General features: G+C 66.9%; 27 protein-coding genes and 2 pseudogenes. 8 read left to right on the top strand and 21 right to left on the bottom strand.

All coding sequences use genetic code 11. The features are described from left to right. Window positions 1-22: 22 nt before the first annotated feature. From ACFXKN_RS31935 to ACFXKN_RS31915, 5 genes are all read right to left on the bottom strand, one after another. Entirely contained in the window at window positions 23-196 is a 174-nt protein-coding gene (locus ACFXKN_RS31935; protein ID WP_379434583.1) for a hypothetical protein, read from the bottom strand. Further along, window positions 193-1395 (bottom strand): ABC transporter ATP-binding protein, encoded by a 1203-nt coding sequence (locus ACFXKN_RS31930; RefSeq protein WP_379434581.1) that lies wholly within the window; start codon window positions 1393-1395, stop codon window positions 193-195. Before ACFXKN_RS31930 ends, ACFXKN_RS31935 begins: the two co-directional genes overlap by 4 nt. 28 nt (window positions 1396-1423) lie before the next feature. Then, a complete protein-coding gene (locus ACFXKN_RS31925; protein ID WP_378944001.1) occupies window positions 1424-2470 on the bottom strand; it encodes a 2-aminoethylphosphonate ABC transporter substrate-binding protein in 1047 nt (348 codons plus the stop codon). Between the two features lie 91 nt (window positions 2471-2561). After that, on the bottom strand, window positions 2562-3248 hold the full coding sequence (locus tag ACFXKN_RS31920; protein WP_379434579.1) for a phosphonatase-like hydrolase: 687 nt from the start codon (window positions 3246-3248) through the stop codon (window positions 2562-2564). A 9-nt stretch (window positions 3249-3257) separates the two neighbouring features. After that, a complete protein-coding gene (locus ACFXKN_RS31915; protein ID WP_379434577.1) occupies window positions 3258-4385 on the bottom strand; it encodes a TIGR03364 family FAD-dependent oxidoreductase in 1128 nt (375 codons plus the stop codon). Between the two features lie 97 nt (window positions 4386-4482). On the opposite strand from ACFXKN_RS31915, the gene ACFXKN_RS31910 reads away from it, so the two are divergent. Continuing rightward, window positions 4483-5205 carry a GntR family transcriptional regulator gene (locus ACFXKN_RS31910; protein ID WP_379434575.1) on the top strand — a complete coding sequence of 241 codons (723 nt, stop codon included), beginning with the start codon at window positions 4483-4485 and terminating at the stop codon, window positions 5203-5205. 3 nt (window positions 5206-5208) lie between these two features. On the opposite strand, the gene ACFXKN_RS31905 is transcribed toward ACFXKN_RS31910, so the two are convergent. Next, complete coding sequence (locus tag ACFXKN_RS31905; protein ID WP_378946113.1) at window positions 5209-5568, bottom strand: DUF4254 domain-containing protein; 360 nt, start codon at window positions 5566-5568, stop codon at window positions 5209-5211. A gap of 398 nt (window positions 5569-5966) precedes the next feature. On the opposite strand from ACFXKN_RS31905, the gene ACFXKN_RS31900 reads away from it, so the two are divergent. After that, entirely contained in the window at window positions 5967-6845 is an 879-nt protein-coding gene (locus ACFXKN_RS31900) for a helix-turn-helix domain-containing protein (RefSeq protein ID WP_379434573.1), read from the top strand. On the opposite strand, the gene ACFXKN_RS31895 is transcribed toward ACFXKN_RS31900, so the two are convergent. The 3 genes from ACFXKN_RS31895 to ACFXKN_RS31885 all read right to left on the bottom strand — a co-directional run bounded on the left by ACFXKN_RS31895 (window position 6839) and on the right by ACFXKN_RS31885 (window position 10125). Further along, the gene (locus ACFXKN_RS31895) at window positions 6839-7720 is read right to left on the bottom strand and encodes a thioesterase domain-containing protein (protein ID WP_379434571.1); all 882 of its coding nucleotides are present in this window, start codon (window positions 7718-7720) and stop codon (window positions 6839-6841) included. The genes ACFXKN_RS31900 and ACFXKN_RS31895 overlap by 7 nt on opposite strands. A gap of 280 nt (window positions 7721-8000) precedes the next feature. Beyond that, window positions 8001-8444: a hypothetical protein gene (locus tag ACFXKN_RS31890; protein ID WP_378943977.1), complete on the bottom strand. Its 444-nt coding sequence runs from the start codon at window positions 8442-8444 to the stop codon at window positions 8001-8003. A gap of 337 nt (window positions 8445-8781) precedes the next feature. After that, on the bottom strand, window positions 8782-10125 hold the full coding sequence (locus ACFXKN_RS31885) for a TIGR03118 family protein (protein ID WP_379434569.1): 1344 nt from the start codon (window positions 10123-10125) through the stop codon (window positions 8782-8784). Between the two features lie 115 nt (window positions 10126-10240). Between ACFXKN_RS31885 and ACFXKN_RS31880 the strand changes: the two genes are divergently transcribed. Together ACFXKN_RS31880 and ACFXKN_RS31875 are read left to right on the top strand one after the other, a co-directional pair. After that, window positions 10241-10738 (top strand): peroxynitrite isomerase, encoded by a 498-nt coding sequence (locus ACFXKN_RS31880; RefSeq protein ID WP_301902106.1) that lies wholly within the window; start codon window positions 10241-10243, stop codon window positions 10736-10738. 265 nt (window positions 10739-11003) lie between these two features. Next, on the top strand, window positions 11004-11207 hold the full coding sequence (locus ACFXKN_RS31875; RefSeq protein WP_378912378.1) for a hypothetical protein: 204 nt from the start codon (window positions 11004-11006) through the stop codon (window positions 11205-11207). Here the strand turns inward: ACFXKN_RS31875 and ACFXKN_RS31870 are convergent. From ACFXKN_RS31870 to dxr, 5 genes are all read right to left on the bottom strand, one after another. Beyond that, complete coding sequence (locus ACFXKN_RS31870; protein ID WP_379434566.1) at window positions 11201-12991, bottom strand: penicillin-binding transpeptidase domain-containing protein; 1791 nt, start codon at window positions 12989-12991, stop codon at window positions 11201-11203. The genes ACFXKN_RS31875 and ACFXKN_RS31870 overlap by 7 nt on opposite strands. A 137-nt stretch (window positions 12992-13128) precedes the next feature. Continuing rightward, entirely contained in the window at window positions 13129-13983 is an 855-nt protein-coding gene (locus ACFXKN_RS31865) for a GNAT family N-acetyltransferase (RefSeq protein ID WP_378946109.1), read from the bottom strand. Window positions 13984-14070: 87 nt separating this feature from the next. After that, window positions 14071-15225 (bottom strand): flavodoxin-dependent (E)-4-hydroxy-3-methylbut-2-enyl-diphosphate synthase, encoded by a 1155-nt coding sequence (gene ispG, locus ACFXKN_RS31860; RefSeq protein WP_378943966.1) that lies wholly within the window; start codon window positions 15223-15225, stop codon window positions 14071-14073. Window positions 15226-15525: 300 nt separating this feature from the next. Next, the gene (locus ACFXKN_RS31855) at window positions 15526-16722 is read right to left on the bottom strand and encodes a M50 family metallopeptidase (RefSeq protein ID WP_378943962.1); all 1197 of its coding nucleotides are present in this window, start codon (window positions 16720-16722) and stop codon (window positions 15526-15528) included. A 146-nt stretch (window positions 16723-16868) separates the two neighbouring features. Beyond that, window positions 16869-18062, bottom strand: a complete 1194-nt coding sequence (gene dxr, locus ACFXKN_RS31850) for a 1-deoxy-D-xylulose-5-phosphate reductoisomerase (protein WP_378943959.1) — start codon at window positions 18060-18062, stop codon at window positions 16869-16871. Between the two features lie 95 nt (window positions 18063-18157). Between dxr and ACFXKN_RS31845 the strand changes: the two genes are divergently transcribed. Then, complete coding sequence (locus ACFXKN_RS31845) at window positions 18158-18427, top strand: DUF2631 domain-containing protein (RefSeq protein ID WP_378943956.1); 270 nt, start codon at window positions 18158-18160, stop codon at window positions 18425-18427. Between the two features lie 65 nt (window positions 18428-18492). On the opposite strand, the gene ACFXKN_RS31840 is transcribed toward ACFXKN_RS31845, so the two are convergent. From ACFXKN_RS31840 to ACFXKN_RS31830, 3 genes are all read right to left on the bottom strand, one after another. Next, window positions 18493-19455: a LysR family transcriptional regulator gene (locus ACFXKN_RS31840; RefSeq protein ID WP_379434563.1), complete on the bottom strand. Its 963-nt coding sequence runs from the start codon at window positions 19453-19455 to the stop codon at window positions 18493-18495. A gap of 43 nt (window positions 19456-19498) precedes the next feature. After that, window positions 19499-20629 carry a protein kinase gene (locus ACFXKN_RS31835; RefSeq protein WP_379434561.1) on the bottom strand — a complete coding sequence of 377 codons (1131 nt, stop codon included), beginning with the start codon at window positions 20627-20629 and terminating at the stop codon, window positions 19499-19501. A gap of 127 nt (window positions 20630-20756) precedes the next feature. Next, the gene (locus ACFXKN_RS31830; RefSeq protein WP_378943945.1) at window positions 20757-21179 is read right to left on the bottom strand and encodes an uL11 family ribosomal protein; all 423 of its coding nucleotides are present in this window, start codon (window positions 21177-21179) and stop codon (window positions 20757-20759) included. A gap of 115 nt (window positions 21180-21294) precedes the next feature. Between ACFXKN_RS31830 and ACFXKN_RS31825 the strand changes: the two genes are divergently transcribed. After that, complete coding sequence (locus ACFXKN_RS31825) at window positions 21295-22098, top strand: transglutaminase family protein (protein ID WP_379434559.1); 804 nt, start codon at window positions 21295-21297, stop codon at window positions 22096-22098. 49 nt (window positions 22099-22147) lie between these two features. On the opposite strand, the pseudogene ACFXKN_RS31820 reads toward ACFXKN_RS31825, so the two are convergent. Next, window positions 22148-22717: pseudogene (locus tag ACFXKN_RS31820) on the bottom strand (radical SAM protein); the annotation flags it as partial. 100 nt (window positions 22718-22817) lie between these two features. Here ACFXKN_RS31820 and ACFXKN_RS31815 point away from each other — a divergent pair. Next, entirely contained in the window at window positions 22818-23144 is a 327-nt protein-coding gene (locus ACFXKN_RS31815; RefSeq protein ID WP_378943937.1) for a hypothetical protein, read from the top strand. A 125-nt stretch (window positions 23145-23269) separates the two neighbouring features. Here the strand turns inward: ACFXKN_RS31815 and ACFXKN_RS31810 are convergent. From ACFXKN_RS31810 to ACFXKN_RS31800, 3 genes and pseudogenes are all read right to left on the bottom strand, one after another. Beyond that, a pseudogene (locus tag ACFXKN_RS31810) lies at window positions 23270-23446 on the bottom strand (23S rRNA (adenine(2503)-C(2))-methyltransferase RlmN); the annotation flags it as partial. Window positions 23447-23504: 58 nt separating this feature from the next. Continuing rightward, window positions 23505-24101 (bottom strand): nucleotidyl transferase AbiEii/AbiGii toxin family protein, encoded by a 597-nt coding sequence (locus ACFXKN_RS31805; RefSeq protein ID WP_378943934.1) that lies wholly within the window; start codon window positions 24099-24101, stop codon window positions 23505-23507. Then, window positions 24098-24304 (bottom strand): hypothetical protein, encoded by a 207-nt coding sequence (locus ACFXKN_RS31800; RefSeq protein WP_378943929.1) that lies wholly within the window; start codon window positions 24302-24304, stop codon window positions 24098-24100. Before ACFXKN_RS31800 ends, ACFXKN_RS31805 begins: the two co-directional genes overlap by 4 nt. Before the next feature lie 267 nt (window positions 24305-24571). Here ACFXKN_RS31800 and ACFXKN_RS31795 point away from each other — a divergent pair, with 267 nt between their 5' ends. After that, complete coding sequence (locus ACFXKN_RS31795) at window positions 24572-26002, top strand: hypothetical protein (protein WP_379434556.1); 1431 nt, start codon at window positions 24572-24574, stop codon at window positions 26000-26002. Window positions 26003-26445: the final 443 nt, after the last annotated feature.

Here is a 26445-nt window from a genome sequence, read left to right as displayed (position 1 = left end):
GGCTGATCGAGAACGACAGCACTCACGACAGCACCTCACACTCGCACAGTCCGATGGTGTGTCGGTCGGCTGTGATGAGCAGATCGTGTGCCGCGTCGGCGGTCGGTCGACCGGCGACGTTACCGAGTGGCTCCGAGGAGACGAGGCTCTCACCGGGCCGTACGCCTCGTGGCAGGATCGACGACGTTGTGTTCATGACGCGTTCTCCGGTGGAATGGAATTGCCTGTCACGGTGGATGCCTCACCGATCACGCGAGGGATGAGCACCCCCGCCGGATCAGGGAGCTGCACTCCGACGACGGCACCGACTTCTTTGGTGAAATGCCCCGACACATCGGCAGCCAGCGCATCGGACAGCCCGTCGACCGCGAGTTCGACCCTGGTCGTGGCGCCCCGCCATACCGCGGTGAGGACGGTGGCGCGCAAGGCATCCCGATCGCTGGGCCTACAGATCGTGATCGTGTGTGGGCGGATGCAGAGTAGGGCATCGTCCCCCGGTGCCCAATCCGCCAGTCCCACACCGGGTTGTGGAGCCTGCGCGCGCAGGGTCTTGGTGCCCGCGGTGACCAGGGCGGCGGTGCCGGTGACGTGGTTGACCGTGCAGGGCACCAGGTTCGCGCCACCGAGGAAACCGGCGGTGAAGTCGGTGGGCGGGCGCTGCCAGAGATTCTCGGCGGTATCGATGTCGACGAGCCGGGAATCGCGCATCACCGCGATCCGGTCCGCCAGCGCCAGCGCCTCTGCCTGATCGTGGGTGACGTAGAGCATCGCGGTGTCGGGCAACGCTTTTCGCAGTGCCTGTAACTCGCCGAGCATCGAATGTCGCAGTTGCGCGTCGAGGGCCGCGAGTGGCTCGTCGAGCAACAACACGCTGGGCTTGATAGCCAACGCGCGAGCGATCGCCACGCGCTGCTGCTGACCGCCGGACAGTTCACGCGGCAGCCGCTCGGCGTAACCACCCATCCCGACCATGTCGAGCGCCTCGGTGACCCGCGCGGCGATCTCCGCCCGCGCCACCCGATGCGATGTCAAGCCGAACGCCACATTGCTGTGCACGGTCATGTGCGGGAACAGCGCGTAGGACTGCACGACAACGCCGATGCCGCGCTTGGCGGGCGAGAGGTCGGTGACGTCGCGGCCCGCGAGGCGGACCGTTCCCGAGGTGGGCCGGACGAAGCCTGCCAGCGCCTTGAGCGCGGTCGACTTGCCCGACCCACTCGGGCCGAGGAGCGCGACGGTCTCGCCGACGGCGACGCGCAGGGTGAAATCGGCCAGCGCGACGGCGGCCTTGCGGCCCCTGCCATAGCTGACCCCGACCCGGTCGAACACGATCGCGGGCTCGTTGGTTGCCGCCACCGAGGTCGCGGATTTCATCTGGAGGTCACCGTCGGACATCATCAACTCCCTTGGATCACAGCCGCATTCAGCTGCCGGTTGCCTTCTGGTACGCCGCGACATCGGCGTCCAGCTCGGTCAGCACCTTGTTCCAGTCGACCGGGACCACCTCGACACCCGTCAGCGCGGCCGCTGGACCACCATCGGCCGGGGCGGGCACATCGGTGCGGGGCGACACGGCGAAGGCCTCGGGGCCCAGCTTCGCCTGCGCGGCCGGGGCCATCAGGAAGCTCATCAGCTTGGTGGCGTCGTCCTTGTGCGGCGCGCCCTTGGCCAGACCCATCATGTACGGGACAGCCACGGTGGAGCGCTTGCCGTCGGCGGCCGGGAAGAAGACGTTGAACTTGGAGCCCTTCTCCTGCACCGTGGTCAGGTTCATCTGCACGTCACCGTTGGCGATGAGCAGCTCGCCTTTGTCGACCTTGGCCTGCAGCTTGCCGGTCGAGGACGACGGGCCCACATTGTTGGCCTGCAGCGCGGCCAGGTAGTCGAGGGCGCCCTGCTTGCCGCGCAACTGCTGCAGCAGCACCAGCACCGCGGTACCGTCACCGGCCTGGCCGGGGGTGGAGTACTGCAGCTTGCCCTTGTACTCCGGCTTCAGCAGGTCCTCCCAGGTGAGTGCCGAGGCGTCGACCGTGGGGTTGGCGATGAAGCACAGGAAGTTGTTGGCCAGGGTCACATAGTTGCCATCGGGATCCTTGGCCGCGGCCGGAACAGCGGCGGTGTCGATGCCGCTGGGCTGCAACAGACCCGACTGCTCGGCCTTCTGGATGAACGGCGGCAAGGTGACCACGATGTCGGCCTGCGGGTTGGACTGCTCCTTGTCGACCCGGTTCACGACCTCGCCGGAACCCGCTTCCACCAGGTTGACCGCGATACCGGTCTCGGCGGTGAAGGCGTCGAACTGGGACTTGTACCAGCCACCGACACCGTCGGCGGAGTACACGGTGACGGTCTTGCCGTCCGCGGATTCGGTACCGGTGCCACCGCAGGCGCCGGTGAACGCGACGGCGGTGACGCCGGCCAGCAGCAGCGCGGCCTTGGACAGCCGACGCGCGGTGAGGGAAGTACGCACGATTACAGCAACTTTCGTTCAGATGTCGGGGGAATCGCAGGGACGGGTGGATCGGAGGGAGACGCCGCGGTGAGTACCGCGACGGCACATTTCAGTGGGCGAAGACCAGCGCCGGGAACTCGGCGACCGACGCCACGACATGGGTGGCACCGGCGGCGCGCAGCTGATCGGCGCTGTGCGCGCCGGTGAGGGTGCCCGCGACGATGCCCGCACCGGCAGCGAGACCGGTGGCGATATCGCTGGTGGTGTCACCGAGTACGGCGATCCGGTCGACGGCGTCGACGCCCAGGCGCAGCGCGGCGGCCAGCACCATGTCGGGGTAGGGGCGGCCGCGACCGGCATCGGACGGCGCGAGGGCGAGGTCGACCAGATCGGCCCACCCCAGCGCGGCGAGGAGCTTGTCCTGGGTACCCCGGCTGAATCCGGTGGTGAGCGCGACCCGGACACCGGCGTCACGCAGCGCGGTGATCGCTTCCACCGCACCAGGGATCGGCGCGATCTCGACCTCGTCGACCAGGGCGTCGTAGGCGGTTTCGAAGGCTCGGTTGGCTTTCTGGGCGGCAGCCTCGTCGCCGTCGAGCAGCGCGCGGAACACCTCGATCTTGGACTGGCCCATGGTGTCGACGACGTAGCGGCGAGCCTGTTCACGGCGCGGGCCCTCGGTCTCGATTCCGGCGGCGGTGGCGGCGCTCTCGAAGGCGCGCAGTACGAGTCCGCCGTCGGCGACGGTGGTTCCTGCCATGTCGAGGGCGGCGAGCTGAATCTTGTTGTCCGACATAGGTGTTCCTCACAGTCCGATCTGGTCGGCGGTTTGTTCGCCGATGGCGGGGCCCAGCGTCATACCGCGACCGCCGGGGCCGGTGACGACCCATACGTTGGTATCGGCCTGCACCCGGGTGACGACCGCGTCGGGGTCGACACTCTGGCTGTAGACACCCGCCCAGCGCCGCACGATCGGCGGCAACTTGCGGCCGAGCAGTTCCTCGGTCACCTCGGTGAGGTGGTCGTAGGGCGCTTCGTCGACGTCGAAGGCGAACGGTTCGACGTATTCGTGGGTGTCACCGATCGTCAGGCCACCGTGCAGGCGCTGCACGCACAGCAGCTGCATCTTGTGCTCGGCGGCGGTGGCGGTCTGAGACTGCTCGGCGACCAGCGAATCCACCTGTGGGCCAGCGAAACCCGGGTAATAGCGGAAGCTGTCACCGTCGGCGATCGCGGTGGTGAGCGGTTCGCCCAGCGGGGCGGTCTGCATCATCTGCAGCCGCACACGACGCACCGGCAGTTCGCCCGCCAGCTCGTGGGTGAGCCCGGAGTGGGCAGCGCCGGGGCAGTGGATCACGAGATCGGCCTCGTGGCGGCGACCGTGATCGTCGACGACGACCGCGCCGGAGCCGGTGTCGAGCACCGAGCGAGCCTCGGTGCCCTCGTGGAAGGTGTAGCGGCCGGTCGCGGCCATGTGGGCGCGCAGCGCGGGCAGCGCCTGGCGTGACTCCACCGCGGCATCGGTCGAACAGTGCAGGCCCGCAAGATATTTACCGCGCACAGCCGGGTTGATCGCGCGCACCCGGTCGGGGTCGAGGAGGGTGAATCCACGGGCATCCGCGGTGGCACCGGCTGCCGCGGCCTCGGCGACAGCGAGTTCGGCGGGAGTGCGCACGAGCGTGATCGAGCCCGCGGGCCGGAAGCCGACGCCGGCGACCCGGCCGCCGATCTCCTCCCACAGCTCGCGCGAACGCAGTGTCAGCTCGAGCTCGTTCGCCGACCGGCCCGATACCCAGACCAAACCGAAGTTGCGGACCGTCGCGCCGCGGGCTTCGCGTTCGCGTTCGAGGTGCACGACCTCGTGTCCACGAGCTATCGCCGCCCAGGCGTGTGCGGTGCCGAGGATCCCTCCACCGATGATGACCAATCGCATGCCACCGATAGTGGCAAATGGTCTAGACCGATAGGTGTGGGCCGCGAGAACGGCAAGTTAATTTTTGGTATAGACCAATCCGGGTAGGCTTGACGGCATGGATTCGCCGCAGCCGACCCGAGTTCCGAAGGTGTTCCTGGTTCGCACCGAGATCGATCTACTCCTGGCCGATCTCACCGAGGGCGACCCCGTGCCCTCCGAACGCGACCTCGCCACCCGCTTCGGCGTCGCCCGCGAAACCGTGCGGCAGGCACTGCGAGAACTGCTGGTGGAGGGCAGGATTCGACGACAGGGCCGCGGAACAGTGATCTCCCGGCCCAAGCTCACGCAGCCGCTGTCGCTGCGCTCCTATACCGAGGGCGCGATCAGCCTCGGCCGCACCCCCGGCCGCATTCTGGTCGCATGGGAAGACGTCGCCGCCGACGCGGCGACGGCCACCGACCTCGAGGTGGAACTGGGCACCGAGGTGATGCACCTGGAGCGGGTACTGCTCGCCGACGGTGAACGCGTCGGATTGGAGAGCACCTACCTACCGCTGCACCGCTTCGCCGCCCTGCGCGGCACCTACGACCCCACCACGTCGCTGTACGCCGCGATCCGCGCCACCGGCGTCGAACTCGCCGGTGCGCGCGAACGCATCGAAACCGTACTCGCCGCCCCGCGAGAGGCGGGTCTACTCGACTGCACCACCGCACTACCGATGTTGCTACTGCACCGGCGCAGTGTCGACGCCGACGGCGCACCCATCGAACGAGTGCGCTCGCTCTACCGTGGTGACCGCATCGCCTTCGAGGCGAGGCTGTCACCGGAGCCGGCGTAACCCCTACTGCTCGGGCAGCCTTCGCCGTCCGCCTGTCACATCGGTGACCAGATCTGTGTAACCATCCACAAGCTCGGCCAGGTGGTACCAGTGCTTGTGCGTGTTGTCGCTTCGCGCGCCGCCGACGTCGATGGCCTGGTTGGCATCCACCCAGCTACGCGCCATCCGGTCGACGACCGCACCGAGACTTTCGGTGTGCAGCGAGGCGCCGTTGCGGTGCAACGGGATCTCCTGGACACACCAGTCGTTGATGTCGTCGACGAGTTCACTTCGACGGCAATCGATCTCGGCGATCAATGCCGTGTCACGCACCTGCCCCCGCCGTTCGTGCAGTTCAGCGAGCGCATGCGCTGAACGCAACAATTCGCGATCTTGAAATCGCCGCCCCTGAAATGCACACAACAATTGTGGAGCGGTCGGCAGTATCCCCATCACCGGCGCGCTCATCGCACGGCCCCGAATTCACCCGACACCCAAGATTTGTCTACCAACATGATTGGCTCTCGATTCGGTTGTCCCGGTCATCTGTTCGGATTGTTCGCAACCAGGCTAACTGGATCATGCTCGCTCAGAAGACGAAACGCAAGATTGCGTTATCACTCCTGCAGTAAAGCCGCCCTGACAGAACCTGTGGTCACATCCGCAGCGCCGCACGGCCTTCCGGCGCGCCTCGCGGACTCGCCGAACACCATGACAACCCCTACGTCGCTGTCTTCGCCGAACGCGTGACATGGCGGCCACACAGCGCAATAATGCGATTCATGGCAGGCAAGCGCACGACCCTGACCGTCCGGCTTCGCTGGCTCGCAGCCATGTTGCGCGAGTTGCGTGAAAGCGCCCAGCTGAGCAAGGAAGACGTCAGCGCGCGAACCGGAATCAACGTCACCACGCTGTACCGGATCGAAATGGCACAGGCGCGTCCACAACGTCGCACTCTCGGCGCCATGCTCGACCTGTATCAGGTCGACGACAAAATGCGCGAAGAGGCACTCAGTCTGCTGACCGACGCGCTGAAACCCGGCATGTCGCGCCCTTACGAAGGCGCGGTGTCGGAGGTGTATGCGAATTACATCAACTTCGAGGCGGAAGCGTTGTCGGCCAGGCAATACCAGACCTCGACGGTGCCCGGCCTGCTGCAGACCTTCGAGTACGCCGCCGCCGTCATCGACACCTCGATGCCACGTCTGGACGCCTCGGTGATGGAGAGCAGGGCGCAGGCGCGCATGGATCGCGCCATCAACCTGACCAAGGACGACCCACTGGAATTGTGGGTGGTGATGGACGAGGCCGCGATCCGCAGGGTGGTCGGCGGGCCCGCGACGATGGCAGGTCAGCTCGACCGGCTGCTGGACGAGACCAAGCGCAAGAACGTGATCCTGCAGGTACTTCCGTTCGACGCGGGCGCGCACCCCGGCATGGCGGGCTCGTTCACGCTGCTCGACTTCAAGAACCCGGTCGACCCGGAACTGGTGTACGTGGAGAGCATGTCGGTGCACGATCTGGTCGAGGGGCACTCCGAGATCCGCCGGTTCGGCGTGATCTTCGATCAGCTGCGAGCGATGGCGTTGAGCCCTCGTGACTCGGCGAAGCTGATCACCGAAGCACGGGCCGCGATCACACAGTCCGCGACCGCTCAGTAGCGGCTGGTTCTCGCCAGGATCTGGGCGATCTCCGGAAGAAGCTCGGGTGCGGCGAGTTCGTCAGGGGTCGCGTCGAGAACGAAGCCGGTGATCGCACCCTCGACGTAGGGGCGCCAATTGCGCACCGTGGCACCAGGATCGAGGCGATCGGTGCCGTCGGGCGCGCGGCCCGCGACGCACACGGTGAGGTCACCGGGGAGCCACGAGGGTCGGTGGCCGGTCACCATGGCCGCGGCCGCGGTGCTCACCTCGGCGATGCGGTCGAGATCGCCGCCGGTGAGGTCGATCGTTCCCGCCAGTGCGGCGTTGATCGCCGCGGCGGTTGCCTCGGTCGAGGTGGACGTGTTCGGCTCGAAGGCCGGGGTGTCGATGTCGAGCCGTGCGGCGAATCGGTCGGCGGACAGCGGCGCGGGCGTGGGGGCCGCGGGGTCGGTGGCGAGCAGGACGACACGGACGCGTTCGCCTGCCGCGCGGAGTCGCACAGCGACTTCGTGAGCGACGAAACCGCCTGCTGACCAACCGAGGAGCTGGTACGGGCCGTGCGGGGCGACGCGGCGGATCTCGGCGAGGTAGCTGGCGGCGTATTCGCGAATCGTGCGCGGTTCGGCGCTCGCCTGCAGACCGTAGATCGGGACGCGGGGGTCGAGGTGAGCGACGAGGTCCACATAGTTCCAGGCCAGGACCGCTTCGCCGGCCAGGCAGAACAGGGGCGCGCCGTCGACGTAGGCGGTGCGTGGGCGGATCGGCAGCACGATGGCCGTCGCCGCGGACTCGGCGCGCTCGTCGACGGCGGATTCCGCCGGACAGGAATCGGGCCGGTCGGCCGTCCACCGGCAGGTGGACGGCATGCCGACCGGCTCATCGCGAGTACTCACAACAAATGATACTTCGTACGAAACCTCTAGCGGCCCAATACTTTCGGGGGCCTGCGCAGCCGACCGTACCCGCATCCGAACCTCCTCGACCGACCCCGGCAACAGGGTGTGAGTTCCACTGTCGCGCAGGAAGGCCCGGCCCCCAACCAACCCCTGGGCCCGGTCACGCCCACCCAGGTGGCGACGAAACCACCCCAGGGTGTCGGGCAGGCCCGCACCGTTCGCCTGGGTGCCACCACGAGGTAGGCAGGCCGCGTATCGGTATGAGTCCGCGGGGGGATCAGTAGCCGTTCGAAGGCAGGCTGCGTGCACCGGACCACAGGTCCTCGATCAGACGCTCATAGCTGTCGGCGAGGTCGTGGAGGCGGACCCACTCGTCGTAGAAGACCGATTCGGGGGCACCGGCCAAGGCGGCGAAGGCTTGGGAACAGTGTTTGGCGAGGCGGTCGACCAGGTCTCCGAGGGTTTCGCAGTGTTCGTCGGCCGCGGCGGGCGGCACGGGAGCGGCGAGGATGACCCAGCGATCGATAGCGCGCATCAACTGGGCGCGGCGGCGATCGATGCGCTCGGACTCGCTCAGCGAGGTTCGCTCGCGCAACTGGTGCAGCTGCGCCAGCTCACCGGCGGCGGCGAGGATGGGGTGGTCATCGTGCGGCAAACCGCGGAAGGCCGCCAAGAGCACATCCCGGCCGGGCAGCATCGCCTCTCGTGCCGAAAGGCGCATATCACCGCTCCCCCGCCGAGCCGCCGACGTCAACGCGCGAAACCTTCATCTGGCACACCTCCGGCTCGGGCACGACACCCCGGTGGGGGTGTCATCGCATGCGGACCGAACGGCCCGAGCAGACGCGGATCGCGCCCACCCGGCAACCATTCCGCCACCAACTGTCCCTCACAACGCCCTCGGCGGGAGTAGTTTCCCACCGGACATTCAGATTGTCCGCCCCTCCGCCTCTCCGTGAATTCAGGCCAGGCCTGGGAGCGTGGTCGGCTGGGCAGGCGGCCGACGGACGTGTGTTCGGTCCGGTTCGCCCGTGCCCGGTGAGTCACCCATGTGCTTCCTACTGCACGCGCAGGCTTCCGAAAAGGCCGTCCTTCTCGTCTTCGGGGCCGGCGGTGAAGTACAGGGCGTTCGCGTCGCCGAGGCTTTCGCCGTTGCCGAACATCAGCGCCCACAGGCCGGCGATCTCGACCGGCTTCGCCTCACCGTCGCGCAGATAGTCGACGAAGGTGCCGGTGGTGTCGTCGTAGGCGAGGACGCGGCCGAGGCCACCGAAGTTGCCGATCAGCAACTTGCCCGAGAGCGCGCCGAAGTTCGACGGCGCGATCGCCACGCCCCACGGCGCGTTGAGCCTGCCGCCGTCGTCGATGATGCGCACCAGCTTGCCCGCGCCGTCGAACTCGGCGACCTTGCCCTTGTCGGGCTTGCCGTTGGAGTCCTTGTCCTGATCGGCGTCGAGCGAGGATTCTTCGGCCTTGTCGAAGGCTTTCGGATCGTTCTCGTCGGGCTGAGTCACGGCGTAGGACACGAACACTCGGCTACCGAGGGTGGTGATGTTGAACGGCGCCGGGTCGCCGGGCACTGCCTTCTTGCCCTTCTCCGGCGAGGAGGCATCGATCACCTCGCCGGTGGCGAACGGATTGGCGAAACCGGTGGTCGTGACCGGCTGCCAGTTCTTGTCGAAGGTGCGCACCTGCGGGTCGGTGCCGAAATCGGCGGCCAACAGCTTGTCACCCGAGGGCGCCAGCGCGATACCGAAGAAGGCCATACCCTGCGCCGAACCGTCGAATACCTGGTTCGCACCGCCGTCTCGTCGCACGATGGCGCCGTCGGGGGCCTGCTCGGTCCAGGCCGAGATCTTGCCCGAATCGGTGGCGAAGATGAAGCGCGAGGAACCGCCGAGCGGAACCGGCATACCGTCCACATCGACCCACTGGTCGCGCACCACGAACAGATCCGAGGTGATCGGCGCCGGATTGAACACGACACCCGTCGCCTTGCCGATGCTCTTGTCTGAGGTGTCGGCATCGGCGCCGGGGATGCCGACGAGCTTGAGCTGGTCCTGGGTCAGCTTCTGCAGCTTGGGATCCGAGGACGACTGCACATCACCGAGGAACTGGAACGACTTGCCGCCCGCGCCGACCCAGAAATGCCCGCCCGCGCCCTGCGGCCGATCGGCCAGGCCCCAGGCGTTCACCATGCCGGGCAGCGTGAACTGGGCGTGATAGGAGTCCTTGTCGGCGGCCAGGTTGGTCTGGCTGTAGCGGTTGCCGTCCAGCGCGGCCACGTCGTCGGTCGGCTCGGTGCTCGAGCACGCCGCGGCGAGCAACACAGCCGCGCCGAGCACCGCACCGCGCACCAGCCCGGACCGCACCCCGCGGGCGCCCCTCACATGTCCGTTCACGTTCTCTTCCTTTCGACCCTCCGCCGGACGGCGTTCAGGCGAGGCTGACCTTATCGCGGCTGATGCGGTGGCGTGCCGTGACCGTCGCAGGAACCACAGGGCTACGCTGTCGGCCGTGGTCGAACCTTCCCCCAACATCGCCCCGCATCCCGACATCGCCGCCCTGGCACCACTACTCGGCACCTGGCGCGGCCGGGGCAGGGGCGAGTACCCGACCATCGAATCCTTCGACTACGTCGAGGAGATCACCTTCGGGCACCTGGGCAGACCGTTCCTCACCTACAAGCAGCGGACCAAGGCCGGCTCCGACGGCAGGCCGCTGCACGCGGAGACCGGATACCTGCGCAGCCCGGCGCCGGGCCGGGTCGAGCTCGTACTCGCCCATCCGACCGGAATCACCGAGATCTGTGAAGGCACGATCACCGAAACGGTTGACGGAATTCGTCTGGAATTGAACTCCACGAATATCGGCCTGAGCGAATCGGCAAAGCCGGTTACCGCGGTCGGACGCTCATTCCATGTCACCGGCGACACGATCGAGTACACGTTGCGGATGGCAGCGGTCGGCGAATCTTTGCAGCATCACCTAGCGGCAACTCTGCAACGCGGCTGAGTCACGTGTAATTCGGTAACTTACCCGAACATGCCCCTTGATCAGCGCATTTGCGCGACCGAAACCGGTAGTTCATCTTTTCATCACAGGCCGGTAGCGGTTGTGTTCGAACACGCCCGCACATAGGGCAACAATTGTGTGTCGCTTGCTGCCGTCGCCTGTTGCCGAAGTAGCCGCCGTTCTACGGTAATGCATCAGCTAATCCTCAGACAATCGAACTACTGCCCCGCGAACACGTCGAAACCCTGAATGAGGGAGACGAACTATGAGGCGTTCCACTCTGATCTTGACCACTGCGGGGATGATCCTCGGCGGCGCGGCCGCCATCGATATCCTCGACGGCGCGGCCATGGGGGCCGCACCCGAGCCCGTTGTCAGCTACAACGTGCTGCACGACACCGCGTCATCCCATACCGAGAGCACCTCGCTCGCGGTGGTTCGGGGTCTGCTGGCGACCGGGAATCAGTAGCCGGCGGGCAGCGCGGCGAACATATCCCGGGTGACGGCGACCGCGTTGTCGGAGCTACCACCCTTGACGAGCAGTGTCGCGAACGCGATATCCCCGCGATAGCCGATGAACCACGAGTGCGATCCACCGTCGACTTCGGCCTCGCCGGTCTTGCCGTAGACCTCGCCCTGATCTCTGATGCGTTCGGCCGTGCCACCGGTGACCACCATGCGCATCATCGAACGCAGCCCCTCGACCACCTCCGGCGCGATCGCGGGCCGATCGCCGGTGATCTCGGTCGGTCTGCCCGCGATCAGATACGGCACCGGCGCGGCGCCGTTGGCGACGGTCGCGGCCATCACCGCCATTCCGAACGGGCTCACCACCACTCGGCCCTGGCCGATCCCGTCTTCAGCGCGCTGGACCAGGCCCTCGGCTTTCGGCACCGAACCGGACATGGTGGGTAGACCTTCGACCTTGTAGTCCTGGCCGACACCGAGGCGCGCCGCGGCCTCGGTGAGCGCGTCGGGTGCGAGCCTGCTGGCCAGCCTGGCGAAGGTGGTGTTGCACGAGCGTTCGTAGGCGGTGGCCATCGGCACGTCACCGACGGAGAACATGTTGTAGTTGGGGATGGTGCGTTCGCCGATGATGGTGCTGCTCGGACAGGCCAGCACGGTCTCGGGCGTGGCCAGACCGGCGGCCATCGCCGCCGACGCCGTGACCGTCTTGAAGATCGAGCCCGGCGGGTACTGACCACTGGTGGCCACCGGACCGTCACGGTCGGCGAACTTGTTCTGGGCCACCGCGAGAATCGCACCGGTCGACGGGCGGAGCACCACCATCATCGCCTGCTCGGTGCGCAGGTCGACCGCGTGCTGGGCGGAATTCTGCACGAACCGATCGATGCTCAGTGCGAACGACGGTGCCGGTTCGGCCGCTACCTCGTGCAGCACAGCGAGATCGGCACCGTCGGCATTGCGGGTGACCACGCTCCAGCCCGCCTTCCCGTCGACCTCGGCGATCACCGTTTTGCGGACCTGGGTGAGCAGGTCGGGCGCGAATTTGCGGTCGGTGGGCACCATGTCCCACTCCTGGGTCAGGGTGACGCCGGGCAGGCCGATCAGTTCGCCACCGATCGTCTCGGCCTCGTATTCGTTGAGCAGGATCACGGTGTGCGCGCCGTCGGTCTTGCGCGCCGACGCGAGGATGGTCTGCGGGGTGTAGGCGACGGGGTCGATGCGGCTCAGCGCCGCGGCGAGCGCACCGGCGACGCGACTCGGGTCGGGGGCATCGGCCACGGTGAACTTCACGCGCGAGACCTTGCCGGGGACCAGCACGTCGCTGCCCGCCGCCTCATTGACCCTGGCGCGCGGCGCGGGGCGGGTGCGCAATTCCATGCTCTGGGTGTCACCGAGTTTGGGGTGAATGTCAGCGGAGCTCCACCGGACCAGCCATTGCCCGTCGCTGCGGCCCATCTGCAATTCGCCGGAGTAGGTCCACTGGCGCCCTTTGGGCAGGGTCCACTCGTAGGTGTAGTCGACCGTCGCGGTATCACCGTTGACGCGCGCGTCGCCGGTGCGGATCGACAACTTCTCCGCCTGCAGCGCCTGCCACGTCGAAGTCAGTGCCGCCGTTGCCCTCTCGGGCGCGGTGGTGAGCGCCGCCGCCGCGGAGAGATCGTGTTCGGCGAACGCCGCGGCGAAGGCATCGGCGGCGGGCACCGGCCCCTGGGCGCCGGAAGAACAGGCGGTCGCCGCAACGGCGAGGGCGGCCACCGCACAAGTGGTGAGCATCCGTGTCCTCATCGGCACCGATGGTAGCGGCGAACAGGCCGCTGACCTCGGCGCAACACGGTGTCGCCCTTCTCGTTTGCGGCCGCCTCGATCTGGACTGACCGAAGGGTGCGACGAAGGAGTGCCCGGCGGCACCAGCCGCCGAGGACTCAGTCCACCAATACGGTTGCGAAGGTGGCGATCTGGCGGAAACCCACTCGGCTGTAGGCGCGGCGGGCGATCCGGTTGTAGTCGTTGACGTAGAGGCTCGCCGTACGGCCTGTTGCCACAACAGCATTGGCGACGGACGCGGTGCCCGCGGTGCCGACACCCCCACCCCGGAATTCGGGATGTACCCACACGCCCTGGATCTGGCCGGTGCGTCGTGACAGCGCACCGATCTCGGCCTTGTAGATGACCACACCGTCTTCGAAACGTGCCCAGGCCCTACCGGATTCGATGAGACTCTTGATCCGCCGCCGATAGCCGCGACCGCCGTCGCCTGCGCGCGGGTCGATGCCGACCTCTTCGATGAACATGGCGATCGCGGCGGTCAGGTAGCGGTCGATCTCGTCGGGTCGCACGCGGCGCACTCCCCCGTCGGCGCGCGCGGCGGCCGGGCGGGCGAGCGCCAGCAGAGGTTGATCGGCACGTAACTCCCTGGCGGGGCCCCAGGACGGGAGCAGCATTTCCCACAGCGGGAGGGCGAGCTCCTGCCTGCCGACCACCGAGGAACACACCCGAGGCCAGCGGCCCGCCCGATCGGCGAACGCGCGCAGGGCCTGCTGGTCACCGCGCAGCGGAACCAGGTTCGCGCCGGAGAAACACAGGGAGTCGGCCGGCCCGCCGCGGCTCCACAGTTCACCGACGCCGGTACGGGAGTCGAGCCCGAATTCCTGCACGCGGGCGGCGATCATGCACGACGCCACCGGGTCGGTATCGAGGACGCGCAGCACCTCGCCCAGATCTCGCACGGCCACCGGGCGCGCGGGAGTGGTTTTGGACCGTCGCGTCGGCTCCAGCAGACTCCGCACGGCACCAGCCTGCCACGAAAGCACGCCGAACGGTACGGGTCCGCCGAATCCGACGTGTGACCGTGAGGGGAGTGGGATTCAGCTCACGGTCACAACGGGCTCGGCGCCCGGCTGCTGGTCCATCTCCTCGGCGATGCGCATCGCCTCTTCGATCAGGGTCTCGACGATCAAGTGCTCGGGCACGGTCTTGATGACCTCACCCTTGACGAAGATCTGGCCCTTGCCATTGCCGGAGGCGACACCGAGGTCGGCCTCGCGGGCCTCGCCCGGTCCGTTCACGACACAGCCCATCACCGCGACGCGCAGCGGCACTTCCAGGCCGTCCAGACCGGCGGCGACAGCGTCGGCCAGGGTGTACACGTCCACCTGGGCCCGTCCACACGACGGGCAGGACACGATCTCGAGCTTGCGCGGGCGCAGGTTCAGCGACTGCAGGATCTGGCTGCCGACCTTGATCTCCTCGGCGGGCGGCGCCGAGAGCGAGACCCGGATCGTGTCGCCGATGCCCTCGCTGAGCAGCGCGCCGAAGGCTACCGCTGACTTGATCGTGCCCTGGAACGCCGGGCCGGCCTCGGTGACGCCGAGGTGCAGCGGGTAGTCACTCTGCGCGGCGAGCTGGCGGTAGGCCTCGACCATGATCACCGGGTCGTTGTGCTTGACCGAGATCTTGATGTCGCCGAAGCCGTGCTCCTCGAACAGGCTCGCCTCCCACAGCGCCGACTCGACCAGGGCCTCCGGCGTGGCCTTGCCGTACTTCTCCAGCATCCGCTTGTCCAGCGAACCCGCGTTGACACCGATGCGGATCGGGATACCCGCGGCGCCCGCGGCCTTGGCGACGTCGCCGACGCGGCCGTCGAATTCCTTGATGTTGCCCGGGTTGACACGAACCGCGGCGCAGCCCGCGTCGATCGCGGCGAAGATGTAGCGCGGCTGGAAGTGGATGTCGGCGATCACCGGGATCTGCGACTTCTTCGCGATCGTGGCCAGTGCGTCGGCGTCTTCCTGGCGCGGACAGGCCACCCGCACGATGTCGCAGCCCGAGGCGGTGAGCTCGGCGATCTGCTGCAGCGTGGCGTTGATGTCGTGGGTCTTGGTAGTGGTCATCGACTGCACCGAGATCGGCGAATCGCTACCGACGCCGACATTGCCGACCATCAGCTGGCGGGTCTTGCGCCGGGGTGCGAGAACAGCAGCGGGGGCGACGGGCATCCCCAATCCGATGGTGCTGGTCACGGTCGGCTGCCTTCTTTCGTACGTTTGCCGGTTTCGTGCGCGGAACCCGAGAGGTTCCGCGCTTTGTACCAAAAGTTCCGTGCGTGCAACTCGGTATCGAGCTTAGTCGCGCAGGGTGACCCGCCGCCCTGTGAGGGTCACGACAGTGAATACAACGCAGTTTTCGGCCGCCCCGGATCCGAGGGGCGAGACGGAACGCCGAAGGCGCAGTATCGCCCCTCGGATTCGGGGTTACGAGGCCGAAAACCCGCGGCGCCAGCCGCCAAGAACACCGAAAACCCGCGGCGCCAGCCGCGAATATTACCGCAAGCTGATCGGGTTGACGATGTCGGCGGCCAGGGTGAGCAGCATGAACGCACCACCGATCACTACTGCCACATACGTCAGCGGCAGTAGCTTGAGGTAGTCGACCGGGCCGGCAGGGGCCTTGCCGAACCAGCCTCGGATCGTGTTGCGGACCTTCTCGTAGAGCACCACTGCGATGTGACCGCCGTCGAGCGGCAGCAACGGCAGCAGGTTGAACGCGCCGAGGAAGAAGTTCAGGCTGGCCAGGATCAGGATGAACATGCCCCACAGGCCACGCTCGGCGGTCTCGCCACCGAGGCGGCTGGCGCCGTAGACGCTGACCGGGGTCTCCGGGTCGCGCTCACCGCCGGTGACCGCTTCCCACAGTGCCGACACCTTCTGCGGCATCTTCGCCAGCGACTTCACCGTTTCGACGAAGAAGTCACCGGTGAACGAGATGGTGGCCGGGATCGCGGCGATCGGGCCGTACTGCTTCGGCTCGGCGAAATCGGGGCCGACGCCGACCGCGCTCACCTCACGACTCGGGCCTTCCTTGGGCGAACGCATGACCCGCTCCGGGGTGACCGGGACCGTCACTGTGTTGCCGTCGCGTTCGATCGTGTAGGTGAAAGTGCCGGTCTGCTTCTGGGTTTCGGCCTGGAACTGCGCCCAGGTACTCACTTCGACGCCGTTCACGGCCTTCACCACGTCGCCACGCTGCAATCCGGCGCGCTGGGCGGGTCCATTGCCGACGCAGGGCGCGAGGGTCTTCTCCGGGGTCTCCTGCGCGACGCAGCTCATGGTGCCGAGCGCGGTAGCCGGGGGCTGCTCGAGCTGCGGCAGACCCCAGCCGATCGCCAGGACCACCAACAGGATGAACCCGAGCAGGAAGTTCATGCCGATGCCGCCGAACATCACGACCAGACGCTTCCAGGTCGACTGGCGATACATCGCCCGGTCGACTTCCTCCGGCTCGAGCTCGTCGAGGGCCGTCATGCCCGCGATATCGCAGAAGCCGCCGAGTGGCAGCGCCTTGAGTCCGTATTCGGTCTCACCGCGGCGGAACGAGAACACCTTCGGTCCGAAGCCGATGAAGTAGCGGCGCACCTTCATGCCGGTGGCCTGCGCGGTCCACATGTGCCCGCACTCGTGCAGCGCGATCGAAATCGTGATACCGAGGGCGAACAGTGCGAACCCCAGCGCGAAAACCATGTGGCCCTTTCTTTGGCGGCTGGCGCCGCGTGTTTTCGGCCTCGTAACCCCGAATCCGAGGGGCGATACTGCGCCTTCGGCGTTCCGTCTCGCCCCTCGGATCCGGGGCGGCCGAAAACGTGGTGGTGTCGTTGTGGTCGTTCAGGTCAGGTTGTAGTTTCGCCGTCGATGGTCTTCGCGGCGTACTCCCTTGCCCAGCGGTCGGCCGCGAGGACGTCGTCCAGGGTATCGGGTTCGGCGTGCCAGCGGTCGGCGGCCTCTACCGCGCGTGTGACGGTGCGCACGATGGTGGGGAAGGTGATCTTGCCGTCGAGGAAGGCTTGGACGGCGACCTCGTTGGCGGCGTTGTAGACCGCGGTGACGCTGCCGCCCGCTTCGCCTGCCTGTCGGGCCAGGCGCACGGCGGGGAAGACCTCGTCGTCGACCGGCTCGAAGGTCCAGGTGGCAGCGGTGCCGAAATCGCAGGCCGCAGCGGCGCCGGGGATGCGGTCGGGCCAGCCCAGTGCGAGGGCGATGGGGAGTTTCATGTCAGGCGGGCTGGCCTGGGCCAGGGTCGAGCCATCGGTGAAGGTGACCATCGAGTGCACGATCGACTGGGGGTGCACGGTGACGTCGATGCGGTCGTAGGGCACGCCGAACAGCAGGTGGGTCTCGATCACCTCCAGGCCCTTGTTGACCAGCGAGGCCGAGTTCAGGGTGTTCATCGGGCCCATCGACCAGGTCGGGTGGGTCTTCGCCTCGGCGGGGTTCACGGATTCGAGCATCTCGGTGGTCCAGCCACGGAACGGTCCGCCCGATGCGGTGAGAACGAGGCGGTCGACCTCCTCGGCGCGACCACCGCGCAGGCACTGGGCCAGCGCCGAGTGCTCGGAGTCGACGGGCACGATCTGGCCGGGTGCGGCCGCGCGCGTCACCAAGGAGCCGCCCGCCACCAGCGATTCCTTGTTCGCCAGCGCGAGGCGGGTGCCGGCGTGCAGAGTGGCCAGTGTCGGTTCCAGTCCCAGCGAACCGACCAGGGCATTGAGCACGACATCGGCGTCGGTGCGGCGGACCAGTTCGGTCACGGCATCCGGGCCGCCGAGTTCGAGATCGAGCGCTTGGGCGGCGGCGGGATCGGCGACGGCGACATTGCGGGTGCCGGTGGCCGCCATCTGCTCGGCGAGCAGGGCGGGATTGCCGCCGCGCGCCGCCAGACCGACCACCTCGAAGCGGTCGGGATTGGCGGCGATCACCTCGAGCGCCTGAGTACCGATCGAACCGGTACTGCCGAGAAGCAGCACCTTCACCCGATCGGTGGACGGGGAACTGTCGTGCGCGGCACGCGTTGCGGGGTGGGACACGGGCCCATTGTGGCAGGGCTGCTGGCTACGACGGACGGTCGTATGCCACGATATGCTCACTCGCCCAACCAGAACTCGAGCCCTAAGGAGCGATCGTGGCAGCCACGGACCTCGATAAAGCCAGCACCGAGCGCGCCGTCGCCACCAGCGTCGACCCCGCCGAGGTGCCCTCGGCAGCATGGGGCTGGAGCGGTGAGTCGCGCAAGACCTTCCGTATCGCCGGTTGGTTCGTCGTCATCGCCCTGCTCGCGATGACCATCGGCAACCACCAGGGTCACGTCGAGGACATCTTCCTCGTCGGTCTGGCCGGCCTGATGGCGCTCATGATGGTCGTCGACTCGCTCACCCGGCGGATGCCGAGGTAACTCTCCAGCTCGAAACGTCCACGCCTGCGGCAGCGATCACCTTGCGCCGCAGGCGTTTTCGCGTGTCAGCGGCCGCGTCGAGCCGGTTTGCGGCCACGCGCGACCGGCTTCTTCGGCGTCGGCTTCTTCGCTGCGGGTTTCTTCGCCGCGGGTTTGCGAGCCGGGGCCGCGGCGCGCTGTTCGGGTTCCGCCACGCCGCCGCGCGAGCTGTTGGCCGAACGACCGCGCACGATGCCGACGAACTCCTCGAGCAGATCACTGTCGGTCCCGGCGGGCCAGGCCAGTGCGATCTCGGTGAACTCGGTATCGCTGACCGGGCGGTAGACCAGGTCGCGGCGGTGATGCAGGCGCGCGATCGACTGCGGCATGATCGCCGCGCCACCGACCGCGGCGACGAGGGCGAGAATATCGACGGCCTGATCGAGATCGGCGCTGTCCTGGATCGTCTCGTCGACCAGATCCGCGGGGCTGATCGACTCGAGCAGCGACAGCGCGTCGTCCTTCTGCACGACCGCGACCGGCGTCTCCTGCCACAGTGAGATCGCGTTCGTCGCGGTCCGGTCGATGGGCAACCGGACGAAGCACAGGTCGATGCGGCCCTCGCGCAACGCCGACTCCTGCTCACCCTGCGCCACGCCGACGACCTCGAGTGGATGGTCCGGTAGCCGCTCGCCCCAGATCCGCGCCCACTTCGACACCGTCACCCCCGGTACGAACCCCACCCGCAGGCTCGCGGGCGCGTCAGGCTTCTGCTCCCGTTCGGCCTGCTCCCGCACTCGGATCAGGTCCCTGGCCCGTACGAGCAGGGCGTTACCGTCGTCGGAGAGCTGGGTGGGTGCGGCGCCGGGCACGAAGACCCGGGTGCCGAGCTCTTCCTCCAGCTCGATCACGGTGGCGCTCAGTGCCTGCCGCGGGATCCGCAGGGCTTTGGCGGCGCGCGCGAAGTGCAACTCCTCGGCGACGGCGACGAAACGACGCAACCGGTCGAGGTCGATGGAGTCGGCGGCGGTGACGTCGAAGTCGCTCATTCTGACCAGAATATGGCACCCGCCGATCAGGTCGGCGGGCCGATCAGAGGTTTGCCAGCAGCGCGATCACTCCGGCGATCACGATGACCACGACCAGCAGGATCGCATAGGTGCCGAGCGCCGATCCCCAGCCACCTCGTTGCGGCGGCGGATTCGGTATCCGGGCCGGTTGCTGCTGCCAGTACTGCGGCGTGGGTGCGTACTGCGGCTGTGGCGCCAACGGGGGCATCGGAGCGGGGTTGTACGGCGGCATGGGAGTGCTCACCGGGCGCATGGGCTGCATGCCGACGAACGGCTGAGCGTGCGCACCCGAGGTTGGGCGGGCGAGCGGGCGGGCACCGGTGGTTCCGGTGCGCACTGCGCGCACAGCGGCGTCGACGAACTCCTCGCACGAGCTGAACCTGTCGGCGGGTCGCTTGGCCAGCGCGCGAGCCATCACGGCGTCGAGCACCTGCGGCAGACCCGCGCGACGCGGGCTCACCGGGGGTGGTGGTGCTTGCAGGTGGCCGGTGATCACCGCGGCCGGACTGGTCGATTCGTAGGGCGCGCTGCCGGTCAGCAACGTGTACAGCGTGCACGCGAGGGAGTACTGGTCGGCACGGTGATCCAGTGCGGCGCCGGTGAGCTGCTCGGGCGCGGCGTAGGCCAGGGTGGCGGTGAACGACCCGGTCTCGGTCAGGTGACCCGAGTCGTCACGCAGACGGGCGATCCCGAAGTCGGTGAGATACACCCGCTCCTGGCTGCTGGAACGCGCCAGCAGGATGTTGGCGGGCTTGACGTCGCGGTGCAGCACACCCGCGCGGTGCGCGTAGTCGAGCGCGGCGGCGGTCTCACCGATGATCTGCAGTGCCCGGTCCGGCGGCAGGGTGTGCGGATCCAGCGAGGAGGCGTCGATTCCGTCGATGTACTGCATGCTGATCCACAGCTGATCGCCCTCGACCCCGCGATCGAACACGGTCACGATATTGGGGTGATCGAGCTGGGCGACCAGATCGGCTTCCCGCTCGAACCTGGCCCGGATCTCGGAGTCGGAGAACAACTCCCGGTTCAGCAGCTTCAGCGCCGTCCACCTCGGCAGGCGCGGATGCCTGGCCAGATACACCGACCCCATCCCGCCTTGACCCAGCTGCCGGTCGATCGCGTAGCCGGCGAACACCGTCCCGTCAGAAACCACTCTGACCCCCGAATCTCGCTCTTCGTCCGACGGCTGGACCCTACCAAACAGGGTGGACCACGGAGTCGAGTCGATGCCTGGGCAGACTCACCACGGTGCCGCTGACACGTGTCTCGCGCCACCCACCTCACTCCTCGATGCGCACACCCATCGACCGCGCGGTACCTGCGACGATGCGCATCGCCGCCTCCACATCAGCGGTATTGAGGTCGGGCATCTTGCGGATCGCTATGCGGCGCAATTGGTCCCGGCTGATCGCGCCGACCGGCTGGTGGCCGGGTTGCGGGGAGCCCGCTCGGCCGAGGGCCTTACGGATCAACGACGCCGTCGGCGGGGTTTTGAGCCGTATCGTCCAGCGCTTGCGGGCGTCGATCGTGATGACGGCGGGAATGATCTCGCCGCGTTGATCTGCCGTCGCGGCGTCGTAGCGCCGTTTGACCTCGAAGGGTGGGACGCCGGTCGGCCCGAGCATCTTGCCGAGGATCATCAGCGAGGCGTTTCCGGCTTCGAGCTCGAGAGTGACTGTGACAGAGGCTGTTTCGCGCGCCATAGTCAACGATCTCGGACGCACGCGTCGATCCGGTCCCGCGACGATAACGCCTGGGCCGCAACCCGCTCGAGCGGTTCGGTTCGCCTGATCCCGGTTGGCCTGTCAGTCTGTGGGCGTGAAACGGGACGTTTCTGCTCGCCTGGAGGTCGCGGTCCATGCCGATTCGGTGCTGCAGTGTCAGATCGCTGTCGCCCGTCGGCCCGGAATCGACCTGATCGAGTCCATGACGTGCTCACTCGACGGCGAGTTCCTCACGCCGCGCGAAGTGGTCGGCCAGCACGGTTCCCGGATCCACGTGCTCGATGTGCGCGCGGGCACCCTCCGGATCGACTATCAGGCGACCGTCCTCGGCACGGCCTTCCTCGAGCCGCCCTCCGACTACGACCTCGCGCTGTATCGGCGACCGAGCCGCTACGCGGAGTCGGACAAGCTGCTCGGCTTCGCGGCGGCCGAATTCGGTTATGGCATAGCCGATCCCGAGGTCGCCAACCGTGTCTCGGCGTGGATCGGCCGACGGATCACCTACGTCTCTGGCAGCAGCACGCCCATCGACGGCGCGGTGGAAACGCTGCTATCGGGCACCGGCGTCTGCCGCGACTTCTCACACCTGATGGTCGCGCTGCTACGCGCCGTCGGCGTCCCCGCCCGGGTCGCCGCGGTCTACGCGCCGGGCTGCGTGCCGATGGACTTCCACGCCGTCTGCGAGGCCTACCTCGACGGCAAGTGGCGCACTTACGACCCGACGGGCCTCGCGCCGCGCTCGAGCCTGGTGCGCATCGCCACCGGCCGCGACGCCTCCGACATCGCCTTCCTGGACAACCACGGCGGCGACATCACCCTGAACTTCATGTCGGTCAACGCCTTCGTCGCAGGCCCACTCCCCTACGACGACTTCATCGCACCGATCAGCATCGTCTGACGGGCGTAGACGCGCAGGCGTACGTCAGCCCCTGCGCTTGAAGGTGGACCTAGCCCTCGGCGGCGAGCTGACCGCAGGCCGCCGCGATCTCCTGCCCTCGGGTGTCACGCACTGTGCACGACACACCCTGGGCGATCACCCGCCGCACGAACTCCTTCTCGACCGGTTTGGGGCTGGCATCCCACTCGCTACCCGGTGTCGGGTTGAGCGGGATCAGGTTCACGTGCACGAGCGGGCCGAGCGCCTTGTGCAGCTTCTTGCCGAGCAGGTCCGCCCGCCACGGCTGATCGTTGATATCGCGGATCAACGCATATTCGATCGACACGCGGCGCCCGGACTTGTCGGCATAATACCGTGCGGCGTCGAGCACTTCGGCGATCGACCAGCGATTGTTCACCGGAACCAGGGTGTCGCGCAGTTCGTCGTCGGGAGTGTGCAGCGACACCGCAAGACGCACCGACATGTCCTCGTCGGCCAGCTTACGGATCGCGGGCGCGAGGCCGACGGTCGACACCGTCACCGACCGCTGCGAGATGCCGAGCCCGTCGGGAGCGGGCGAGGTGATCCGGCGAACCGCGTTCACCACCCGCTTGTAGTTGGCCAGCGGCTCGCCCATGCCCCCTGTTTACAAACGCGCTGACCAGCCGCATCCCTGCTCAACAGCCTTCGCGCACGGAAGGCTTATGCGAACGGCCGACTGACAGGACGAGGAGCAGGCAATGCCAGACAGGAAGTACAGCAAGCCTGTCGTGATCCCGGAGAATCTGCGGTTCCTCAAGGGCCCTACCAGCGGGATCGTGCACCTTCCCAGTCATCTCGATTGGTCGGGTAACGCCGACTACGACCTGGACCGGTCGGGTCGAATCGTCGATCTCTACCGCGCGGTTATCAACGAGGCCATGAGTCCGAGCGATCTTCATACCTACCTCAATCAAGCGGTGCTCAAACAACTTTGGTCGTACATCTGGCTGCCCGCGGCAACCAGGCGCGTCTGGGAAGTCAGCTTCCCTGAACTTGCTGAACTCAGCCGCCTGGCGTCGGCGTAGACGCGTGGAACCGCGCCACCGTCGACTCACGGAAATTGCTCCGTCGCGGGTGATCACGGATTCGCGTTGGCCGGCGGGTACGCGATCCGAGCCCATGGCATGGGCAACCGGCCGAGCGGCGACGTCGACACCGCCAACCTCACCGACAGATCCTCATCCGCGAGCTCGCGGATAGCCGACGCTAGACCAACCGTCGAGACGGTAACTGACCGCTGCGAGATCCCGAACCCGTCCAGCGACGGTGAGGTGATGCGCCTAACATTTGATATCAAACGCCTATAATTATCTAGCGGTTCGCCCATCTCCCCTGATTTACAAACGTTCCGACCAGCGCTGACGGCAGGCAAATCACGTCGAGAGTTAGTCGGCGCTCGGTTGGCCTTGCATCCCCGCCAGCAGTTGGGCCAGGTCGCGGTCCCGATTGAAGCCTCGCTCAGTGATCAATCGAATCGCCTCAGCAGCGTCTGCAATGTCGTCCGCGGTTGCGACCGCGGCCAAGCTCCTGAGGTCCGCACTGTCCTGTGGACGGCTCTCGTCATCGCGAGCTAGCAGCTTCAACGCGATCAGATGCCCAGTGCGAGCGATGGGCACGACCAAACCGGGAAATATCTCGAGCGGCTCTGCCGCCCGAACAATCTCCGGCTCGATACCCGAACTGGCAAAAAGCAGGTCAACGACCACGGGAACCCCGTCGATGCGCCGCTTGAGCCGGACAGTCGCCAACCGGCCGTTGTCGTGCTCGACCGAAGCGAACAACTGGTATCCGGCCGCTATCAACGACTGCACCAGGCCTTCAGCTTGGGCGTCATCAGCCACCGCAGCAGCGATGTCGATATCGGCCGTGAATCTTGGATTCGATCGGGCCGACACCGCGAACCCGCCAACGATCGACCACCGAAATCCGCGCTGATCAAGATCGGAAGCAGCCTTGCGGAGTGCGGCCTCCAGCGGATTCATGCGAACCTGGCCGACGGTCGACCTCGCCCTCCGCCAAGCGGCTCGAACGGTCGCGACAGCAACCACTCGTCTATCGCTGAATCGATGACCGACTCATTCGCGTCCGGCCGCTCGCGACGAAGTCGAGCGCGCTGCATGCCCAAGCCGAACTCGAACATATCGATCGCAAGCCGAAGCCGATCCGCAGGTGAGTCGTCGTCCATGTACAGAGCCTACCGTCGGGGTCGGCCGCCACACCGACCATCCGCACGCAGTAGCCACGCACCCGGCGCCCTCGTCAGGAACGACTTGGCCACCCATTTGGCGTTGAGGGCCTTGGCACTTCATATTCAGATCGCCCACAGCCGCAATCCACTTCTAGTAGTTTTGCCACCGGTTCTGTCCCGGTGACACCAAGGGACGGGAGGATGGTGAGCCAAGCACTCTGCCGCAGTGATGACGCGATCCACCAGGCAGTAAGGAAGGAACCGATGTCCGACGTCAGTTTTTCTGTGGCGGTTCGCGCCTTTTGCCCGGTCGAACGCGGTGGGAGCGGAGCCGACCCGGGTCCGCTGGTGTCGATCACCGCTACCGTCGCGGTTACAGGCACCGGGACTGTCCATATGCATGATTGCCGAAGCCTGGGGAAGGCCAAGCCACGCAACTACACGTTCGCGGAACTCACAGCTGCTGGCGTGCAGCGGGCCTGCAAGACCTGCCGGGTCGACGAGCGGGTCCCGCTGACAAAGGAACAGTCTGCCTATGCGACCACCGCTACGGAAGAATGGCGAAGGACTGAGAGCATCCGACAAGAAGCCGAACAGCTGCGGAAGCGACGAACTGAACTGAAGAGTCGGATCAAGAGGGCCGACGATCAACTCGACTCACTGACGCGCAGTTGGGGTCGTGAGCGGTTGCCGCAGGGCTCATGGCCACCCGCTTCGACAGCGACAACGGCGACCGGCCCATGTAACGAACTCCTGCGCGATACCGAGCCCATTGCATTCTGTGAGGCTGTCGCGGTCGCCGCTTACGACGCTGACGCGGGCACACTCATCCTTCGGTGCCCTGTTGACAGCGACCACGACCCCTTCATGCTTCGCGAGCATGCTAGGAACTTGGTTGCCCATGGCCATCCCCACCGCGCCGCCCGCGGGTTCGATCTCTGGCTGTCTTGGCAAGCCGATCGGTCGGCCGCCTTCGCGGCATTGGAAGCGATCGAGCGCCAGTATGCCGACGTTCTTCCGCTCCACCCGATCCCGAACTGCGCAGTCTGCGGGGATCCACTCCAGATGCATCGCACTCGTGAAGAGGAGATCTGGTTCTGCCCCGGAGTCGAGGGCCAGCGGCGGCACCTGGTTCGACGAGACAAACGCGACGATCCGACGTCGGCCTCGCACGCGGTCGAGTATTTGGTGGGACATTTCCTTCAGTCTCTCCGCCGCCCGGCCTACGGCCAGCTTTGGCCATTTGCGCTGAGTCCGACGAGCCAGCTCGGAGATGAGTCCCTCAACCCTGACCCCGAGCTACTTGAACGGAATCATGAACGACTGCTCACGACCATCGCAGTGGTCGACGGTGCTGGTCTCGCCGCCGACGATGCCGATCTGGAGGATATGAGGCGGCAATGCCAGCAGCTACTGGAAGCTGTTGAGACGCTTCAGGTAGACGGCTCCGCCTACGGTGTACTAGAACCGGCGGTTGCTGTCGGTGCCACCCCTTCCAAGATCCAGCAATGGCTGCTCATCGAAACCCTCACACTGGGTGCCGAAGGGCCGCCAAAGGTGACGTTTACCCTTGATCGGCCAGATGTCAGGGAGCGATTGGAGATTGCTGGCCTGCGTCACGCCATCTCAGCAGCTCGCGAATGGGCTGACCAACGAGAGCAGGAGCTCCACGCGAGGGAGAAGCATCAGCCGTAGAGCGGATCCGTGCCCAGTTACACTCCGCCCGAAGCATTCATGATGCCGGTCCGGCCCGATAGACCCTGAGGCCGCCGCCCCTTTCGACGACTCGGCCCCACCAACAAACCCCGCAACCCTGGCAATTCACCACCGCCCCAAGCGAATCCCAATGGCGTGCATAACTCGCAGGCCAGACCCGACTCGAAGTGACTGCCGCTCAAGCACTCCGCCTCGTTCGCGACGCCGAAGAGCAGAAGTATTCGGCTAACTGGGGTCCCGACACCTGGCTCCCGATACCGGCGTTCCTTGACCTACTGGCTGGCGCCCCCGGTCTGCGGTCGCGAAGCCATTCGGGGGTCCGGCCTGCTAGTGCCTCGTCCAGGAAGGTTGCCTCGGTAACTGGTCGAGTTGATCGCGCGCCCGCGACCGGTGATGCTCCCCGGTGGAGGTGGTGCCGGTGG

The sequence above is a fragment of the Nocardia sp. NPDC059195 genome, from assembly GCF_042754695.1.
Lineage (GTDB): Bacteria > Actinomycetota > Actinomycetes > Mycobacteriales > Mycobacteriaceae > Nocardia.
The sequence above is the reverse complement of the archived record's forward strand: the minus strand, read 5'-3'. Positions and strand labels throughout refer to the sequence as shown.

Bases quoted from the DNA above. Each gene is read 5' to 3' on its own strand.
- ACFXKN_RS31830 (WP_378943945.1), bottom strand. From the start codon at position 21,179: ATGGCGCGCGAAACAGCCTCTGTCACAGTCACTCTCGAGCTCGAAGCC.
- ACFXKN_RS31840 (WP_379434563.1), bottom strand. From the start codon at position 19,455: ATGAGCGACTTCGACGTCACCGCCGCCGACTCCATCGACCTCGACCGG.
- ACFXKN_RS31870 (WP_379434566.1), bottom strand. From the start codon at position 12,991: ATGAGGACACGGATGCTCACCACTTGTGCGGTGGCCGCCCTCGCCGTT.
- ACFXKN_RS31805 (WP_378943934.1), bottom strand. From the start codon at position 24,101: ATGAATCCGCTGGAGGCCGCACTCCGCAAGGCTGCTTCCGATCTTGAT.
- ACFXKN_RS31800 (WP_378943929.1), bottom strand. From the start codon at position 24,304: ATGGACGACGACTCACCTGCGGATCGGCTTCGGCTTGCGATCGATATG.
- ACFXKN_RS31910 (WP_379434575.1), top strand. From the start codon at position 4,483: ATGGATTCGCCGCAGCCGACCCGAGTTCCGAAGGTGTTCCTGGTTCGC.
- ACFXKN_RS31815 (WP_378943937.1), top strand. From the start codon at position 22,818: ATGCCAGACAGGAAGTACAGCAAGCCTGTCGTGATCCCGGAGAATCTG.
- ACFXKN_RS31930 (WP_379434581.1), bottom strand. From the start codon at position 1,395: ATGTCCGACGGTGACCTCCAGATGAAATCCGCGACCTCGGTGGCGGCA.
- ACFXKN_RS31920 (WP_379434579.1), bottom strand. From the start codon at position 3,248: ATGTCGGACAACAAGATTCAGCTCGCCGCCCTCGACATGGCAGGAACC.
- ACFXKN_RS31875 (WP_378912378.1), top strand. From the start codon at position 11,004: ATGAGGCGTTCCACTCTGATCTTGACCACTGCGGGGATGATCCTCGGC.
- ACFXKN_RS31900 (WP_379434573.1), top strand. From the start codon at position 5,967: ATGGCAGGCAAGCGCACGACCCTGACCGTCCGGCTTCGCTGGCTCGCA.
- ACFXKN_RS31890 (WP_378943977.1), bottom strand. From the start codon at position 8,444: ATGCGCCTTTCGGCACGAGAGGCGATGCTGCCCGGCCGGGATGTGCTC.
- ACFXKN_RS31915 (WP_379434577.1), bottom strand. From the start codon at position 4,385: ATGCGATTGGTCATCATCGGTGGAGGGATCCTCGGCACCGCACACGCC.
- ACFXKN_RS31795 (WP_379434556.1), top strand. From the start codon at position 24,572: ATGTCCGACGTCAGTTTTTCTGTGGCGGTTCGCGCCTTTTGCCCGGTC.
- ACFXKN_RS31855 (WP_378943962.1), bottom strand. From the start codon at position 16,722: ATGGTTTTCGCGCTGGGGTTCGCACTGTTCGCCCTCGGTATCACGATT.
- ACFXKN_RS31935 (WP_379434583.1), bottom strand. From the start codon at position 196: ATGAACACAACGTCGTCGATCCTGCCACGAGGCGTACGGCCCGGTGAG.